15 protein-coding genes are annotated in these 17,395 nt (G+C 40.2%); 6 read left to right on the top strand and 9 right to left on the bottom strand.

From position 1 onward, the window contains the following. Window positions 1-19 precede the first annotated feature (19 nt). The gene (locus tag AC504W_RS09900; RefSeq protein WP_494877589.1) at window positions 20-1,369 is read right to left on the bottom strand and encodes a 16S rRNA (cytosine(967)-C(5))-methyltransferase; all 1,350 of its coding nucleotides are present in this window, start codon (window positions 1,367-1,369) and stop codon (window positions 20-22) included. 173 nt (window positions 1,370-1,542) lie between these two features. Here AC504W_RS09900 and AC504W_RS09895 point away from each other — a divergent pair, with 173 nt between their 5' ends. From AC504W_RS09895 to AC504W_RS09880, 4 genes are all read left to right on the top strand, one after another. Further along, window positions 1,543-1,776: a hypothetical protein gene (locus AC504W_RS09895; protein WP_494877588.1), complete on the top strand. Its 234-nt coding sequence runs from the start codon at window positions 1,543-1,545 to the stop codon at window positions 1,774-1,776. Window positions 1,777-1,778: 2 nt separating this feature from the next. Continuing rightward, entirely contained in the window at window positions 1,779-2,021 is a 243-nt protein-coding gene (locus AC504W_RS09890; RefSeq protein ID WP_494877587.1) for a hypothetical protein, read from the top strand. A 219-nt stretch (window positions 2,022-2,240) separates the two neighbouring features. After that, complete coding sequence (gene arfB / locus AC504W_RS09885) at window positions 2,241-2,654, top strand: alternative ribosome rescue aminoacyl-tRNA hydrolase ArfB (RefSeq protein WP_494877586.1); 414 nt, start codon at window positions 2,241-2,243, stop codon at window positions 2,652-2,654. Between the two features lie 197 nt (window positions 2,655-2,851). After that, the gene (locus tag AC504W_RS09880) at window positions 2,852-3,019 is read left to right on the top strand and encodes a hypothetical protein (protein ID WP_494877585.1); all 168 of its coding nucleotides are present in this window, start codon (window positions 2,852-2,854) and stop codon (window positions 3,017-3,019) included. Window positions 3,020-3,489: 470 nt separating this feature from the next. On the opposite strand, the gene AC504W_RS09875 is transcribed toward AC504W_RS09880, so the two are convergent. The 7 genes from AC504W_RS09875 to AC504W_RS09845 all read right to left on the bottom strand — a co-directional run bounded on the left by AC504W_RS09875 (window position 3,490) and on the right by AC504W_RS09845 (window position 13,689). Next, entirely contained in the window at window positions 3,490-3,630 is a 141-nt protein-coding gene (locus AC504W_RS09875; RefSeq protein WP_494877584.1) for a hypothetical protein, read from the bottom strand. A gap of 234 nt (window positions 3,631-3,864) precedes the next feature. Then, window positions 3,865-5,280 carry a glycoside hydrolase 100 family protein gene (locus AC504W_RS09870; RefSeq protein ID WP_494877583.1) on the bottom strand — a complete coding sequence of 472 codons (1,416 nt, stop codon included), beginning with the start codon at window positions 5,278-5,280 and terminating at the stop codon, window positions 3,865-3,867. Between the two features lie 327 nt (window positions 5,281-5,607). Next, complete coding sequence (locus AC504W_RS09865; protein WP_494877582.1) at window positions 5,608-7,053, bottom strand: glycoside hydrolase 100 family protein; 1,446 nt, start codon at window positions 7,051-7,053, stop codon at window positions 5,608-5,610. A gap of 789 nt (window positions 7,054-7,842) precedes the next feature. Then, a complete protein-coding gene (locus AC504W_RS09860) occupies window positions 7,843-9,018 on the bottom strand; it encodes a M20 family metallopeptidase (protein WP_494877581.1) in 1,176 nt (391 codons plus the stop codon). Between the two features lie 232 nt (window positions 9,019-9,250). Continuing rightward, a complete protein-coding gene (locus tag AC504W_RS09855; RefSeq protein WP_494877580.1) occupies window positions 9,251-9,838 on the bottom strand; it encodes a pentapeptide repeat-containing protein in 588 nt (195 codons plus the stop codon). A gap of 365 nt (window positions 9,839-10,203) precedes the next feature. After that, entirely contained in the window at window positions 10,204-11,943 is a 1,740-nt protein-coding gene (locus AC504W_RS09850) for a serine/threonine protein kinase (RefSeq protein ID WP_494877579.1), read from the bottom strand. Between the two features lie 144 nt (window positions 11,944-12,087). Beyond that, window positions 12,088-13,689, bottom strand: a complete 1,602-nt coding sequence (locus tag AC504W_RS09845; protein WP_494877578.1) for a peptide ligase PGM1-related protein — start codon at window positions 13,687-13,689, stop codon at window positions 12,088-12,090. 418 nt (window positions 13,690-14,107) lie between these two features. Between AC504W_RS09845 and AC504W_RS09840 the strand changes: the two genes are divergently transcribed. Together AC504W_RS09840 and AC504W_RS09835 are read left to right on the top strand one after the other, a co-directional pair. After that, window positions 14,108-15,046, top strand: coding sequence for a phosphoribulokinase (locus AC504W_RS09840; RefSeq protein WP_494877577.1), 939 nt, complete (start codon window positions 14,108-14,110; stop codon window positions 15,044-15,046). A gap of 733 nt (window positions 15,047-15,779) precedes the next feature. Beyond that, complete coding sequence (locus tag AC504W_RS09835) at window positions 15,780-16,493, top strand: tetratricopeptide repeat protein (RefSeq protein ID WP_494877576.1); 714 nt, start codon at window positions 15,780-15,782, stop codon at window positions 16,491-16,493. 271 nt (window positions 16,494-16,764) lie between these two features. Here AC504W_RS09835 and AC504W_RS09830 read toward each other — a convergent pair whose 3' ends face one another. Then, window positions 16,765-17,175 carry a slr1601 family putative cell division protein gene (locus AC504W_RS09830; protein WP_494877575.1) on the bottom strand — a complete coding sequence of 137 codons (411 nt, stop codon included), beginning with the start codon at window positions 17,173-17,175 and terminating at the stop codon, window positions 16,765-16,767. Window positions 17,176-17,395: the final 220 nt, after the last annotated feature.

Genomic DNA, 17,395 nt, shown 5'->3' with positions numbered 1-17,395 from the left:
GTACAATCCCTGGTAGTGATCACCCGGAATCATTAGTTTTTCTTAAGCGCACCATAAAAAAGCCGTCCATATCCCAACGGTGAGGCCAAACTTTCAGCCAGCCTTGAGGTGTGGAATAAACAGAGTAGGGTGAACCAACTGCGGGAGGCTCAATTTGCCATTCAGGATTCTCCGCCAAAAATCCCGAAATTACCGCTTCATTTTCTGCTAGATGCAGTGTACAGGTGGCATAAACAAGTACACCACCATTTTTGACAAAATTTGATGTATGTGACAGTAATTGCTTTTGCAGCAGTGAAAGTTCTTGAATAGATTCTGGTGTTTGTCGCCAACGTGCATCAGCATGACGATGTAAGGTTCCTAAACCAGAACATGGTGCATCTAACAACACGCGATCGCCAATATTGTAAAATTGCGGCAAGTTGCGACTGTCGCTAGTGCAAATTTCAATTGAGTGCAAATTTAGCCGTCGCGCATTTTCTTGGAGTTTTCGCAATCGTGAAGGAGTGCGATCGCACGCCCAAATTTTACCTTGATCCTGCATCAATTCTGCAATGTGAGTTGTTTTTCCCCCAGGCGCTGCACAGGTATCAATCACCACATTTCCCGGTTGAGGATTGAGTAAATGACTCACCAGTTGGGCGCTTGCGTCTTGGACAACCCACCAACCTTCAGCAAATCCAGGTAGATTTTGTATTCCTCCGGTACTGCTAGTTAACCGTAAGGCTTGGGGTAAATGGGGAATTCTGTTAGCTAAAATTCCCGCCGATGCTAAGGCTGTTTCTACTTGTTCTAGATTAGTGCGTAAGGGATTAATGCGGAGGTCAATTGTTGGTGTTTGGTTCATCCATTCACAGAGTTTTTCGGTTTCTGCAACACCAATTTGGTCTAACCAAACCTGAATTAACCAGTTGGGGAAACTATGCAAAATTCCCAAGCGTTCAACGGGGTTATCTGGTAACTGCAAAGGTTCAGGCGATTTTTCCTTCAGGCGGAGGTACTGGCGTAACAAACCATTCACAAAACCTGTGAGTCCTGAAAAACCATTTTCCTTAGCGAGTTCCACAGTCGTATTCACCGCCGCTGAAGGGGGAATGCGTTCTTGGTAGCGCAGTTGGTAAAAACCGAGATGCAGGATGGTACGCAGTTCTGGTGGTTGTTGGTGAGATTTTTTCGTGGCGAGTTGGTCAATTAAAGCATCAAGAGTGCGTAGTCTGCGGACACTGCCATAAACTAATTCTGTCGCTAGACGGCGATCGCTATCTGGCAATTTAAATTTTCGCAACACTCTATCTAGGGCGACATCAGCATAAGCCCCTTTGTGAACATCTCGTAAGGCGATAAAAGCTATTTGGCGGGGGTTAGTCATAAGTTTTCATCTACCCCCCTTGACTTGGCAGGGCTGTATTATTCTATCAGCATGGTACACACAAGTAGAATGACCACCCTTAATCCTGGATTTCTCATAAGTGAGAAATCTGTGTACATTTCTGCCCAGATTTTGATACCAACAGATTGGGGTGATTAGTTCTAGAGAAAAATATGAAAGTTTCATTTGAAAAAACGTACCCAAATATTGATCGTTGGGTAAATGAACATGAAGGTTGGATTGAAATTGGTTATGACGTAGATAGTCCTCTCAATTCCTTTATCCGCGCACTCGATTGCGGTGGAATGCTGTGGGAGGGAAAAGAAAGTTATGACAGTGTGGATGCAGCACTGCAAGATTTAAATGCGGGGCTAGATGCGGTATTAAAAGATATTTATGGCGGGTAAGTATGGACTATGATACTCAATCCCTAATTGCTATCAAAGAAGAACTGGAGCGAATTGGCTCACGCCTCAGCAAGATTTTTCCGCAAACGCATCCGGAATTTGACAACCTGTTTGAAGACTTGGGGGCGGCTGGGTATTATCTTCGGGAAGCTGGTTATTGTCTGGAATCAGCATTGAAAACCGTGCAAGGTGATAGTGTAGTCTCTTCGGATAATCCAGAGTTTGAAGAAACTCAACCTGAATAAACCAATGAGTTCCGCAAACATCGCCTTAGAGCAAAAACCCAGTCGGGATGACTGGGCTTTTGTTGGGGTAATTTTCCCCTAGTTATTTATAGAAGTTATTTATTAAGTTGCTTTACTAATAAGGACTACACCGCCTAAATTACGAATTCCAGAAATACAGTAGACATGCAACGTTTAACTGCCCTGCTTTCTTTGCGGCTTCGGGCGTATAGTTAAGTTATGCTGCAAATTAAGAATAAAATCATCATCCCCGATAACGAACTCGAAATTAGCGCGATTCGTTCTCAAGGAGCAGGGGGTCAAAACGTCAACAAGGTTGCTACAGCTATACATTTACGCTTTGACATTGAAACTTCATCACTACCCGCTTTCTATAAACAGCAACTTCTCAAACTCAACGACCGACGCATAACCCAGGATGGGGTTGTTGTCATCAAAGCTCAAGAGTACCGCAGCCAAGAACAAAATCGGGAAGAAGCTTTGCAACGACTCAAGCAACTTATACTCAGCGCAGTCGTACTGCCCGAAATCCGCAAACCCACCAAACCAACTCGTAGTTCTCAAAAAAAACGTCTTGACAGTAAAACTAAGCGTAGTCAAATTAAGTCAATGAGAAGGCAGGTAATTGATTAAAATCTGATGCTGCCAGAGAAAAGTGCTGAGGGCGATCGCTCCTTTTTCCTCTAAGAGGATGAAGAGAGCGTAACATCATACTAAGAGCTTTGCTATATATAAGCCTTACAAAAAAGGTGGGCATTGCCCACCATAAGTTAGTTTAATTATGTGCGTAAAGCACAATTAAGAATGGAAATGTTGCCAAAGCTTGAGCAGTGTTAGCAGCAAGGAAAAGATTGCTGCGATCGCAGTTGCAATTGGCTGCCAAAATCTGCATTTCTTACGAAACCACCAAAGCAGTGAACCTCTACGTTTTTTGGACGATTGAGGAAATTTATGTTTCTCTATTGACATTGCTTTATCATGAAAGTGAGTTTAATTGATGGCCTGGAAAATTCCGGGCTTTTTTCTGTGAATAGGAACCGCAAACACAAAAGCCCCAGACTCAAGACAGCTTGGGGCATCCACATTGAATGCGGTCTTATTGGTATTGCTGATACTCACGGAACTTTGCACTTTTTATACCTCCTTGGTTTGAATCTAGGAGGCTGCCTTGAAGAGAGCGTTTGCAACAATTCCGGTAGCTAAAAGCTTAATTTTATGCTGCTTTGTTTAACCGGGCATTCGTGCATACAACTCTAAATCACAAATTGCAACAGCAAAATGTGACAAACAATGGACATCCGTATATAAAATACAGTTATCCTTGCTTCTTCAAGGCAATCCCTGAAGTTAAGTTGAATGAACGAACACCTAAGCAGCTACGTACTTTTTCCTTTTTCCACCCCTCCCCTAACGTCGGATACGATACGGATACCGGGATGATACTCTTATCTGTACTCTTAATTACTCTTTAATACACCAAATCAAAAATGCTGCGAGTGTCGCTCGAACGAAACGGTACACCAGGATGGGGGACAAAAGTAACTAGAATCAAAGATAGCAGATTTTCAGGGCTTGTAGCAATTAGCAAGAATAAATTTTTCTGCAACATCTTGCACTTGGGGACTTTCCAATACCTGGCACTGATTCCAAGGTAAGCTTAATTGCCCAGGTGATGACTTCTTTTTATGCGCAGATAAGTGTTTTACATTCTTCATCATCCTGCCCAGCAACTTGCTACCCCAATGACTTTGCTTTAAAGAAAGTGTAGAGCGCGATTGATGGCAGTTTCTAAATCCTAGCTACATCACGGCTGTAGATAATAACCTGATTTAAGCGTCAAAAATCACAAATCACAAGCTTGCGAAGCATTTTCGCCATCAAATTCTGCAAAACTGTATAATTCTAAATAATTAGGATTACGCATCAGTTCTTTAGCTAACAAATAACCAGTAATTGTCCAGGTTTGATACCTTCTAGCAGCCCTACCAATTAACATTCCCTTTGCACCATCATAATATTCTGGCCATTGGTCTTCATAAATACGGCTTTGCGCTAATTCAATTGCAGTTCTGGCAATATCTATTCTGCCTGTTTTTTGTGCCGCTGCTGTTAAAAACCATAATAAAACCGGCCAATTTCCAGCATTATGATGAGACCAAGGAATATTTTTGGGATCACAGCCAGTAAAAATTCTGTATTCTTCTTTTTCTAAGGCTGGGAAACAAATTTTCATCGGCATTGTGCCAATTAAATCATCCCATTGTGCTTCAATGAGATTCATAATAGCTTGCGATTGCTGTTCACTAGCCAGAGAAGACATAATTGCCATCAAGTTTCCCAAAGAAAAGAAACGCGTATCTAATTGGGAAGGGCCGACATTACCTGCTAAATAACCACCATGTTTAGGTAGCCAAACTGCTAAATCAGCATAAGGAATTGAGTCAGGATAGATATTGAATAAATTAGTTGCAGTTTGCCCATATTCTTCACCTTTATATCGATAAATTAAATTTAAACGCTGAATATCTATCCAATAATGATGACGAATGTGATTTTGCAACAGAGGTAAACGTTTATCAATCCCAATCACAATCTCTTCATCCCCAGCACAAATTAATAACTGACGCGCTGCACGTAAGGCTGCATAAAATAAAACTTGAATTTCTAAAGGATAACCATAAATACCCAGGCGACGGTGAATCATACAAGCACCATCTGGTACTAATAGTGTTGGCGACATATCAAACCGAGTTGCTAAACAGAGTTCCATAATTAAGGCAATTCCTTGCTGAAACTCTGGTTGTAAGGCAAACTTTAAATCTTTTGTCGCTTTCACATAAGCGTGTAAAATAATAATCCACCAAAGACAAGAATCAACTGGTGTAACTCTGGCGATCGCATGTTCACCAAAATCCGCTTCTAAATATTCTTTGTTATCATTTGATACAACTTTGAAGCTGGCTGGAATTAACCCGCGACTGGGTGTATAAGCATCTAATAGTTGTGCTTTCGGCTGTAATTTTAATGTTTCTACCAAAAAATTACGGACAATATCATATCTACCTTTAATCAGAAATAAGAAGGCGGAAGAAGCAAAATCACGGATAAAGCAATGGTCGTAATTCAATGCAGATTGAGATTTATCGTTAGCAGCTATAGTACCTACAGGATGACCTTGGTAGTAAATAATTGTTTCTTCTAATAATTGCCATGCTTGCTTTTCAATATGATCAGCTATTACTAATTCTTCTTTTGGCATTACAAAAACCTCCAGTTTTTCTGGAACTTAGTAGTAAACAATACAATTTAACTAGAAAAAAGTTTTATCTAATGTTTTAATACTTGCGGATGATGAGTAGATTGCTAAATTTGCTGTCTAGCAATATTTCACTAAGTATTTATGATTAAAAGCTCAACCCACTGCTTTTACCTTTTCTTATATGATATCTACTTTAAGCTGTGACTGTTAAAAAATAGAAAATAAAAAAGCCCCTAATTATCTATCAAGGGCTTTTCAACTATTGTTAATTATGAACAATTATCTTACTTAATTAGTAGTATAATCGCCTTTACCTCATAACAAGTATCAAGAGCTATAAGGGTCTACACTGCCAATTTCCAACTCACAGGCTCTAGAAACTAACTCTGGTGGTAGTTTATCAAAGCTAACTAGTGGTAAATGAGAATCATCTTTGATTAATTCTTTAGCTAATAAGAAACCAGCAATTGTCCAGGTTTGATACTTCCTAGCTTGTTTACCAATTAATCTGCCTTTCTTACCATCGTAATATTCAGGCCATTCATCTTCACCAATCCGTGCCTCGGCAATTTCAATTGCCTTTCTGGCCAAATTTACTTTACCAGTTTTAATAGCTGCTGCTGTCAACATCCACATCAAAACAGGCCAGCTACCAGCATTATGATAAGACCAAGGTATATTTTTGGGGTCACATCCGGTAACAATTCTGTACTCTTCATGTTCTAAAGCCGGGAAACAGATTTTCATCGGCATATCTCCCACTAAATCGTCCCATCTGTCATCAATGAGAGTCATAATTGCTTGTGACTGTTCTTCAGTGGCTAAATCAGAAATAATCGCCATTAAATTACCCAAGGCAAAAAAGCGAGTATCCAGCTGTGATGGCCCAACATTGCCTGCTAAATAACCGCCTTTACGGGGTAGCCATTTATCTAATTCATAATAGGGAATAGAATCTACATAAATGTTAAATAGATTAACCGCTGCTTTGCCATATTCTTCACTTTTGAAGCGATAAATGGCATTTAAGCGATTAATATCTATCCAATAATGCTGTCGGATATGGGCGCATAAAAGTGGTAAACGATTATCAATCGCCATCACAATATCTTGATTGCCTTTACAAATTAGTAATTCCCGCGCTGCCCGTAGTGCTGTGTAAAATAAAACTTGGATTTCTAGAGGATGACCATATATACCCATACGACGGTCAATCATACAAGCACCATCGGGAACTAACAGTGTTGGATACATATCAAAACGATTTGCCAAACAAATTTCCATAATCAACCGAATGCCATTTTGAAATTCTGGTTGATAGGCTACGGAAAAATCTTTTGTAGCTACGACATAAGCACGTAACAAAATAATCCACCACAGACAAGAATCTACAGGCGTGACTCTGGCGATCGCATGTTCACCAAAATCTGCTTCTAAATATTCTTGGCCATTTTCTACTACAACTTTGAAGCTGGCTGGAATTAAACCTCTGCCTGGTTTATAGGCATCTAATTGTCTATCTTTTGGTTGTAACTTTAAAGTTTCTTCCAAAAAATTGCGAACAATATCTGTTCTACCTTTAGCGAGAAAAATTAAGGCTGAGGAGACAAAATCTCGAATAAAACACTGGTCATAATTGAGTGCTTCTACAGAATTATCATAAGCGGCAACTGTGCCAATCGGTCGCCCCTGATAGTAGAGAATCGATTTTTCTAGCGCTTCCCATGCTGCTTTTTCTGTAATTTCATCTGTTAATAAATTCTCTATTTGCATTGCCTAAAAAACTCCATGCAGGGTGTATGTTCGTGGTAAATGCGCCTTATTGTCTAATTTTCTGCCATCCTCATCATAACAAAGAGAATTTATATAAAAGCAGAAATAGTATCTTCTTAAAGCAAGTATTTCTGATTTTAATTAACAGTTTTAAAGCAATCTCACCGTTAATTATGCTTTCGATAAATTGTATTTATAAATTTTCCACATCACCAATAAATTACTACTGAAAATAGTTAGAAAAAATATATTTGTAGATTAATTAATGTTCTGTTTGCTGCCTAGAACCAGTTATATCAATCAAAATATATCTTGTAACCTATTTAAGCTAAAAGGTTTTTCAGTAGAATTACGTATGAAAATTTTATTTTTGTCACTACAATTTTATTTTTCCCCTATAAACTAATAATTTATAACCTTTCGTAAGAACATGCAAGATAAATTGCGATAAAAATTGAGAAGTCAATATATCAAAAGAGATATAATACAAATTCTCTAAAATGAGGCAACACATTTAAACCCCGAAAACCATGCCATATCTAACTTTCTTAATTACGAATTACGAATTGGTATAAACACCTGGCTATAGTTAGATTTATCTCCTAAATAAGGATAATAAATTGAGATAAATTGAGTATTTTTCCTTAAAATTCCTATTATTAGTTAAATATACTGCGAAAATAATCCTGTTATTCCCAGATAAGAGATTTTGAGTAACTTTTAAGTTGAGATGAGAAATAATTGTTACTCAAAATCAATAATGAAAACCAAGTTTTTCGAGGTTTAACTTTACAGCCAATATTTATAGGCAGCATAAGCCATAGTTACAACTCCCGTTAAAATTGCTGACTCATCGACTTCAAATTCGGGATGGTGTAATGGATGATTGATCATTCTATCTTTGTAACCTACACCCAAGCGAAACATTGAACCAGGAGCATGGTCTAAATAAACTGAAAAATCTTCTGCACCAAGAGAAGGTTCAGGTAAAACTTGCACGCGATCGCTACTCCATGCTTCTTCTGCGGCTGATTGCAACAACTGTGTTAAAGAATAATCATTTTGGACGCTGGGGACACCTTGACGGTAATTAACTTGATACTTTGCGCCGTAAGCGTGACAGACATTTGCCACAATATTTTCAATCCAATGGGGGAGACAGGCGCGAGTTTCGGGATGAAGCGATCGCACGGTTCCCCACAACTGCACTTGATCAGCAATCACATTTGGCGCTCTACCGCCCTGAATTTTCCCGATACTCAACACTACTGGACGCAAAGGATTTTGAGTCCGGCTGATGGCTTGTTGCAAAGCACTAATAACTTGAGAAGCAATCCAAATCGCGTCGATTGCTTCATGGGGACGCGCGCCGTGTCCAGACTCACCAATAATCGTAATTTCTAAATCATCAGCCGCCGCTGTCAACGCCCCATAACGTATCCCAATTGAACCTGCGGGGATGGAAGGAAAAACATGAACTCCTAAAATAGCAGAAACATTCTCCATTGCCTGATCTTGCACCATCCAGTGCGCTCCTTGGGCAATTTCCTCGGCTGCTTGAAATAAAAATCTTACCTTACCGCCCAACTCATCAGCAATTTGGGACAATACCATTGCCGTACCTAAGCCAACAGTAGTGTGGACATCATGACCACAAGCGTGCATTACGCCATCTGTACGCGAAGCATATTCTAAATCTGTACGTTCTTGGATGGGTAAAGCATCCATATCCGTCCGAATAGCTAATAAACGATGATCATTATTCGTACCCTGCACTTCCCCAATCACACCAGTTTTCCCTACACCTTCTTGCACATGCAGACCACTAGAAGACAAAACTCCAGCCACAAAAGCAGCGGTTTGGTACTCTTGACCACTGAGTTCTGGGTGAGAGTGAAGATGACGGCGAATTTCAACTAACCGGGGCGCTAGTTTTGTGGCAATGTCTTTAATATGGGATAGCATCAATCAATTTCAATTACGAGCTTTGTTCCCATGATAAAGAAGTGTTTATGAAGAAAATGTTCTGGATTAGTGATTGGTGTTTCTCGCCATTAAACCAGATTGCGAAAATTATTTGTGTAGGAAGGGGAACAGGGAACACAAAAAACAGGTTTTAATAGAGATTTTGCATAACTCTTCCAGTAGAGAAAGTCTTACGGTGACTTATTTTTCCCAACTCCCTATTCCCAACTCCCTACTTCTGACTCTCTACTTCCTCTGATTGTGTATAACAAGTTGTACCGCGTGTATTTTCGGCTTTAAATTTGTTACATTGTTTGGGAATTATACGTTCTGATGACCACCAGTAGGGTTTATCAGAAGTCACATTCCCAACAGGTAAGGTAGTCAGTCGGAAGTTAGCTCCACGAAAATTAGTTACGTATAACTTAGCACCTAATAAATTTGCCGCCGTCAAATTAGCTCCGATAAAACCTGTAAAAGACAAATCAGAATTTTCTAAGGAAGCTGATGTTAAATTTGTACCTGTGAAAGATGCAGCTGCAAGATTGGCAGATTTTAGCACTGCACCTTCGAGATTTGCGCCAGTCAAATCTGCATTTGAGAGATTCGCTTGAGATAAATTTGCTCCCTTTAAGTTCGCTCCGCGCAAGTTTGCACCAGCCAAATTAGATTGAGTTAGGTCAATACCACTTAAATCACACCGAGGACAAGCCCCAGATGTTTTTAACTGTTCTAGGTCTTGCTGATTCAGCCCAAAGGCTTTTTCGGTTAACCCTGTATAAACTAGTAGAGCAACAAGGCTGGCTATCTGGAGTTTCATAATTTTTACGGATATTTCTATGGGTGATAAGTTAAGTGTCGAGCTACTGTCATACTTAACATATACACATATACCGCTGACTCAGCAAATCCTAGCAATGAAGTGGTGATGAAGAAGCTATAAAAATAGTATAAATTCTGATTTTGGGACTACACAAAACCAAATTTAGGTTTTAAAATCGAATCGTAAGGAACTATACAGAACTCACTATAGACTATCACATATACGATCCCCCTAGCTAGATAAACAAAGTAGCCGGGGGGATCTTGTTTTAGGCATTTATACCGTCAGGGCTTACGCAGGAACGTTAGTGTTTGCTGTAAGGGTGAACCCCTTTACCTCTGCACCCCTGCGAACACAATTACTTAGCGCCATCCTAAAAAGCGCAGTCCCGGAACAATTAAGTAATGACTGACTCCCAGCCAAAAGCTCATGAAAATGGCAACTAAAGCAAACAAAGCCAAGGGTAGACCCAACTCTGACCAAAGGGCTTGGGGCGAAAAGTGAAAGACTGCCGAGGGGAAGCCTAAGATGAATAAGCCGGAAAAAATCAGCGCTGTGCCAACTGCGGCGACTAAAGCATAAACTATGTGATGGCTGCGAAACCCAAAGCTGAGGGATAACAAAAATATCGATACAGCAATCATGGCTATCAAACCATCACTGCTTTGTTTTGGGGAGATGAGTTGCCAAAATAACCAACCAAATCCATAGCTGATCATACCCATGATTGAGGCGACTAAAAACCGTCGCCGTTGACTAAAACATCCAGATAATGTCAGACCCCAGGCGGTTCCCAAGCCAGCGCTGATAAATACTAAAATGTCTGCACCAAAGTTAGTTTGAGAATTGGGAATTAATCCTGGTAGCTGACCCAAGATTAATTCCACAATGCGATCGCCTAAAATTGTCCGGTAAGCTATAAAAAAACCGATAATTGTGCCAAAGCAAGCGCCTAAGCTAGATAACAACATTGCCCAAACAATCGCCAAACAAGCTTGAATAATGTTGAACAAAGCTTTGGCTATGAACAAGATTGTTTTACCAATAGCTTGCAGAAAATCAGCAAAAGCTCGCTCAATAGCTTGAATAAGCAGTGTGAAGTAATTGGTGGGAGTTGCGTTTTGGGGTTGGGAAAATAACCCTGGCTTGGCAGGTTTGTTAATTTTTGCTAATCGCTTGAGAATGATGGCTGCATTTGTTGGACGCGATCGCACATCTTCCTTTACCATCTCATCAAGTAAATCGGCAAATTGTGCATTTACATTCACCCGGTTCCGCCAGCGCAATTCCCCTGTTTGCATATCTTCCAACTCTGGCGGATATTTACCTGTGAGTAATTCAATCATTGTCCGGCCAAGAGCGTAAAAATCAGCCCCTGGCCCCACATTCCCCCCAGTCACTTGTTCTGGTGGACTGTAACCAGAAGAAAATAACCGTGTTGAACTCGACTCTCGGCGCTGCATTGCGGCGTTAATTTGTTTGACACCACCAAAATCAATTAATACAAGTTGTTCCCACCCAGTTCTGGCTTGAGTTGGCGGTGCGGTTGAGGCTGGTATCCGCAACATCAAGTTAGACGGTTTAATATCACGGTGAATAATTTGGCATTTGTGCAATTCTTGTAAAATTTTGACAGCTTGGGTGAACCAGTTGAGAACTAAATTCTCTGGACATCCTTGAGGATAGTTATTCAGTATTTCATCCAGAGTCGGCCCGTTAATTTTTTCCATCACCAAACAAGCTAATTGGCGTGGTTTCGGACTAGTCAAATTGATCTGAAACAAACCATCAGCTTCCACTCTAGGAACACCAGGATGCTGCAAACCAATTAAAACTGCGGCTTCTTGTGTAAATAATTCCTGCGCTTTTGGTGAATCTTCCACCAAAACCTTTAGCACTTTTTCTGTTTGAGTTTTTTCATCCCAAACTGTATAAATTTGGGCAAAACCACCCGAACCCAGTGGTTCTAGTGGGACATAGCGGTCTAGCAGCTGTAGCAATGCGCCACAGCTGTTACAAAATTTGTTTCCCCAAGGTTGGGGGTAAGGACGTTGACAATCAGGATTTATGCAGTGAACCGCCCTTTGGGGGATATGGGACACAACCGCTACAATACAAACGCTGAGTTGATTTTAACCTATGTTAAGGAGGCAGGAGTTGAAAGGCAGCAGGCAGGAGGGAAATCCCATAAATAAATTTAGGCGATTTAACAAGGTCAACAATTCATACTTCACACTTCATACTTTCTAACTGTATCCATCCCAAGCAGTGGGGAATGTGTAATCAGAAAATAGAGGAAAATTTTGATTGTCGCTGCGGGTTTCTTCATCTAACACATTGACAACTTTGTTATAAATGTCTTCGGCTTGTTGGGGAGAATCACCAATGCTGGTTAATCCCAACTTGCCAAATTGAGAAAGACATCCCATTAAATGAAAGACTGTACCTGTTTCCGTACCACTATCAAAATGCAGCCTGTGATGAGCAATAATGTCCATTAAATCGTTTGGTAACAATCCTCGATAGCGGTCTTTTTGTAAATTATCAGTGGCAACATAGTATTTAGGACGACCTTGTTGACTATAAAATAGTCCGGTAGAGAGGTCATAACGTCCATTTGTTAATAATTTTAAGGTCATGAAAGGATGGGTAGTACCACCTTTGCGTAAGTTAATTTCAATCGCTTGAATATCCCAATTGTTATTACCTTGATCAACAGCGATAAAATCAACACCAAATCTTTCTAATGCGCCTTTTTCTGCTAATTGTCTGCCCACTTTTAAGCCCAATTGTTGTAGTGGTAAGCGATAGCTTTCATCGGCGGGAAAGCGACATCCCAGATAAATTTGACCGTCTGGCCCGCCAAGAATTTGGTCGTGGGTTGAGAGGATTTCGACTTCACCGGTCGGTGTGATACGTCCTTGGACACTGGGAGATAGTTTAATTTCTCCTTCGACAAATGCTTCGACAATTGCGCCTAATTCAGTTATTCGTCCCGAAAAATTTGCCCAAGTTTCTTGTTGAGCTTGAAAGCGCAAAGTCGAAAAGCGATCGCTAATTGCGGCTATTCTTTGCTCACTAGTAGCTTGCCCTGGTGCTAAATTCATAATTGGTCTTAAATCTAGCAGGGCGTTACCTTCCCCAGAAATTCCTTCGTTGAGTTTTACCACCATCCGTTTTAATGTCGGTTGGCGTTCCCACAAATCACAGGCGGCGGCTGCTAAATCAGGAGAATTCCAGACTCTTACACTACCATCTGGATGAGGCACTTTACTTTCAGCAAAAATTTGCCGACTACCACTTTTTGTTCCCCAAATTTGTAAATCTGGTGCGGCTGCATATAACGGCACATTTAATTTTAAAGATAATTCTGCTTCTAAATGTGTGGAGTTGTAGCAGATCATAAATGATTTTTCTAGCCTTAAAGCTTGCCCAATTCGATCTAGCAAGCGAGGACGGTCTAAAATTTTTTGGCTGAGTGGTTGTAAAGAAGAATCATAAGTAGAAAGCAATAACAAACGATTGCGTGCATGGGAAAATGGAATCCCTGGTAATAATTGGAGGTAGTAGTCAATAATACTAGGATGCAGTGGCATAGAGGTGATATAAATCAGCCTTGTCCGCGGATTTCGCAACCGCATTAGGGAGAATAATAATCTCTCTTCATAATGTTCACAACCTGCAATTTTGCGGAGTTCGCACTGATCAATACTGAGTGAAGGAATCACCACTATATCTGCTTCACTATTATCGAATAGCTCAATAGTTTTCCAGCGATCGCGCAAAGTTGACTGCAAGCGGCGAAATTGATCAACCTGATCCAACTCCGAAACATCTAAAGTTACCATAATTCTTACCCTATCGTGATCCCCAACACTACCGTCTTTCTTCGGTATACCGCACAGTCAGCTACATCCAACTGACCCTTAATACTTCTTGACTGCAAAGATTAATTCTCTACTTCTGTCATAGTAAAGATTGGTGCCATTTATTGCACACATCCAAAAGTAAGAACAATACAAAAATATGTATAATTAATCGGGTCAGATTACTGATTTATACTTGAGCGATCGCACCCAAAGAAGCAATATTTATATCTGTGCAATATGCCTGATAATCTTAGCAACAAATGATTACACAGATAACTTTATGTATAGAGATGTTGCAGACAAGACTGTGATCCAAGTTACTTGCTAATTCCCTTCTAAAATAAAACAACGGTGTCTGCAAAATTTATTATTAATTTGTTCGTGTCGGGGGTGGGTAATGAGCCGTCCAATAATTCTTGGGATTGTAGGTGATAGTGCTGCTGGTAAAACAACATTAACCAAAGGGATTGCTCAGGTACTTGGGCCAGAAAATGTCACTCTCATTTGTACAGATGACTACCACCGTTATGATCGCCAGCAACGTTCAGAAATTGGCATTACAGCCTTACATCCTGACTGCAACCATCTAGATATTATGCAGCAGCACCTGTCCCTACTCCGCACAGGACAGCCAATTCTCAAACCTGTTTACAGCCACAAAACGGGGACTTTTGAGCCGCCACTGTACATTAAGCCCAATAAATTTGTCATTATTGAAGGTCTACTTGGCTATTCTACCCGTGCCGCCCGTGACTGTTACGATGTCAAAGTTTATCTAGCACCCCCCGAACCATTACGTGCCAAGTGGAAAGTTAAACGAGACACCCTCAAACGCGGCTACACTCCAGAACAGGTATTGACAGAATTAGACAAGCGTGAACCAGACTCAGAACAATTTATTCGTCCCCAACGACAATGGTCAGATATCGTAGTCAGTTTTTATCCACCTAGTGGTGAAGTTGAGGAAGCTAATGGCCACCTCAATGTGCGTCTAGTCCTGCGTCCTACTATTCCTCATCCCGATTTCACCCCAATTATCAATTTAAGCAATAGCATTTCTGGGTCAGCAATTCGCTTGGGACTAGACCGAGACATGAATAAACCCGTCGATGTCTTGGAAGTTGATGGTCACGCCACCTTAGAACAGGTGAATAAACTAGAACATATTATTTGTTCTGATATGCCCCATTTACGCAGTGTCTGCGATCGCGAAAGTAACCCAGAATTAGGCAAAATTGCAGGGACAACTGGAGAAACTTTACAAAGTTACCCCTTGGCTCTTACCCAACTAATTATTACTTACCACATGCTGAAGGCGACGCAAATACATCAATAGAAAAAATCGGTGTTGCATAAATGCGGGATGAATTAAGATGTTTAACAAAAAGAAAATATTGATTTTTTGCGCCTTTGCGCGGCAGTCGCTACAAGTCGGGAAACCCGCTGACACTTGCTACAACGGAGGGAACCTCCGCAACGCAGTGTCTCCCCAACGCGCTGCCTTGCCTTTGCGCGAAACAAAAAACATTCCACTAATCAGCAACGCCTGCTTAAGTTCTAAAAATATAAGTAGCCCACGCAGAAATCATAGTCTGATTTTTCTCTTAATAAAATAAATTAGGACTAGATATAGAAGTTTGGGGTGTAAGGGTTTGGTGGACTTACACCCCACATCCTTGATACCCACCCGACGAGAAGTTGCTGTCGCATCTACGCACCCAATCTTAACAACTAACCTTGAGGCTTACCTTTAACCCTACACTCTATAGGGCAAGCGCAAAAAAACCATATTTGTAAGTCTACTACCTGGCTATTTCTAATCCCCGTTAAGATTGATATTTATTTTTTTCTGGAATTCTACTTGCGAGTGAAGTATCTATTAGTAAGTTAGTGCATGAATTGTAGGTGTAAGACCAAGTATTTTACTGGTTGTAGTACCTACTATTGTATCTGACATACTTATTACTGAGTAATTAAATGCACAGTAAAAATAATATTGGGGCAGAACTACCACCATAGATAAAACTCTAAATTAATTTCAAAGCGCAAGCATCTGAGGCAGGTAAAGTATGAATAGTCACTCATTTTTAACTTCTGGCGACCAGCAAAATAACTGCTACAAATATGTTGTAAATAATACATTAGGTTTTTCTCAACAAGAGACTAATGGTAGCAGTCAATCTGTTGTCCAAGAAAGTTATTTACGCTCTTGTGCTTTGAAATCAGCTAAACAAGGAGATTATAATCAAGCGATCGCTCTGCTAAATGAATTAATTCGTCGTTATCCCCACAATGCTGCTGATTACAACAATCGTGGGTTAATTTATTTTCAAAGCGGTGAAAAGCAAAAGGCTTTTTGCGATTACAACACAGCCCTAAATTTAAATCCTAATTTAGCTAGTGCCTATAATAATCGAGCCAATTACTACGCAGCTTGTGGAGAATTAGCCGCTGCATTAGCAGATTATGACCAAGCAATTGATTTGAATCCTCGTTATGTGCGAGCCTGGATCAATCGAGGTATCACCTTCCGCGACTTGGGACAATATGAAGAAGCAATTGAAAATTTGGAAGTTGCACTGCTTTTTGGTCAATTAGAAGCGCATATTTGGGCAGAACGCGGTAGGACTTATCATCTTTGGGGTGACTGGAATTGTGCGATCGCCGATTATCGCCGTGCTATGGCAAAACTACCCACACTCAATAATAGTGTTGATGTTTCAGGTTATCGTTTACGCTTACAAATCGAAACTTGGTTAAATGATTTGCTATCTGAAAAATAAAAAGTAGGAATTAGGGAAATAAACCATTTTCATCTTTGATTTTGGTTTTTTCCTACATTAGCTGTCTGAAAATTAAGGATTAGAGACTTACGAATTAAGAATTAGTATGACGACCCTGTATTGCTAATGGCTAATAGATGATTGTTAAATTAATTATCAAAAATTAGCTATTAGCATTCTATATATTTTCGATGTGTATACATCTATATACTTAAATATTCATAGAAAGAATTGCAATCACTCCAATTCCGCAAGTCCAGCAACATTTTGCTTAGGGTAAAGAATTTGTGACATCAATTTCTTTACCATCTTGATTCATCAATACAATCGGACGCTGATTAGGTGCAAATCTGTATCCTTGCTGTTCTGTAATCGCTTTAGTTTGGCGGGGATCAAAATTGCGGACAAATTCTGCCTGTAAAGTACTAACACGTCCTTCCATAATTTTGACTTCAGTGCGAACTTCTCGCAACCTTCCTTGCTGCGACCAATGATAAGGCAGAAGCTGTGTCAGAGCCGATGCTGCTGCTCCCAAAATTGCCAAATTAACTCCGATCTTGACTGTAGTTTCGAGCGCCATTATTTGATGAGAACGCTGGCGAAGATGCCGCTTTGGTCGAGGTATAGTTCGAGGCTGTTGTATAGGTTGTAACGGCTGTCTAGATGGTTGGAAGGCGTTCATAATACTAAAAATAACCTTACTTGGAACAACGTGATCAACAGTCTACTGTGGCTAATTAAAGCTGAAGTTAGCTGTCATATTACTTCATTTTTCTGAGATTGCTACACGTATGTTTTTGGTTAAAAAACAACTTGACATACGTAAGTAATTGATAGTTAGCAGTTTGCTTACCCAGCGATCATTCTGAAAAACTGCACCTTTGTATCCCAGGATTATTAAT

The organism is Nostoc sp. C96 (assembly GCF_059384975.1).
Note: the sequence above shows the minus strand (reverse complement) of the source record. Positions and strands in the feature narration are given on the sequence as shown.